This window comes from Buchnera aphidicola (Pemphigus obesinymphae) (assembly GCF_026122815.1).
Lineage (GTDB): Bacteria > Pseudomonadota > Gammaproteobacteria > Enterobacterales > Enterobacteriaceae > Buchnera_C > Buchnera_C aphidicola_BJ.
The window spans coordinates 1-323 of the sequence record NZ_JAIWQW010000114.1 but is presented as its reverse complement, the minus strand read 5'-3'; the positions used below and the strand labels follow the sequence as shown (position 1 = coordinate 323).

Below are 323 nucleotides of genomic sequence, written 5' to 3'. Positions count from 1 at the left end.
AATTTATAGCAGATCTTATTAGTTGGGGAGCTATAGGTGCAAGAACTACAGAAAGTCAGATACATCGTGAAATGGCTTCTGCTTTATCTTGTCCTGTAGGTTTTAAAAATGGAACTGATGGAAATATTCGTATTGCCATAGATGCAATTAGGGCTTCTAAAGTAAAACATTTGTTTTTAGCGCCAGATAAACATGGAAAAATGACTATCAATCATACGAGTGGTAATCCAGTCTGTCATATTATTATGCGTGGTGGTACGTTACCAAATTATCATGTTGAAGATATTGCTTCAGCTGTAAAACATTTGCAAGATTTTAATTTA

The 323-nt window shown here is 34.1% G+C and carries 1 protein-coding gene; it reads left to right on the top strand.

All coding sequences use genetic code 11. The features are described from left to right. Nucleotides 1–323, top strand: a 323-nt coding sequence (locus LDP10_RS03360) for a 3-deoxy-7-phosphoheptulonate synthase (protein ID WP_265197300.1), incomplete at both ends; no start/stop codon positions are given.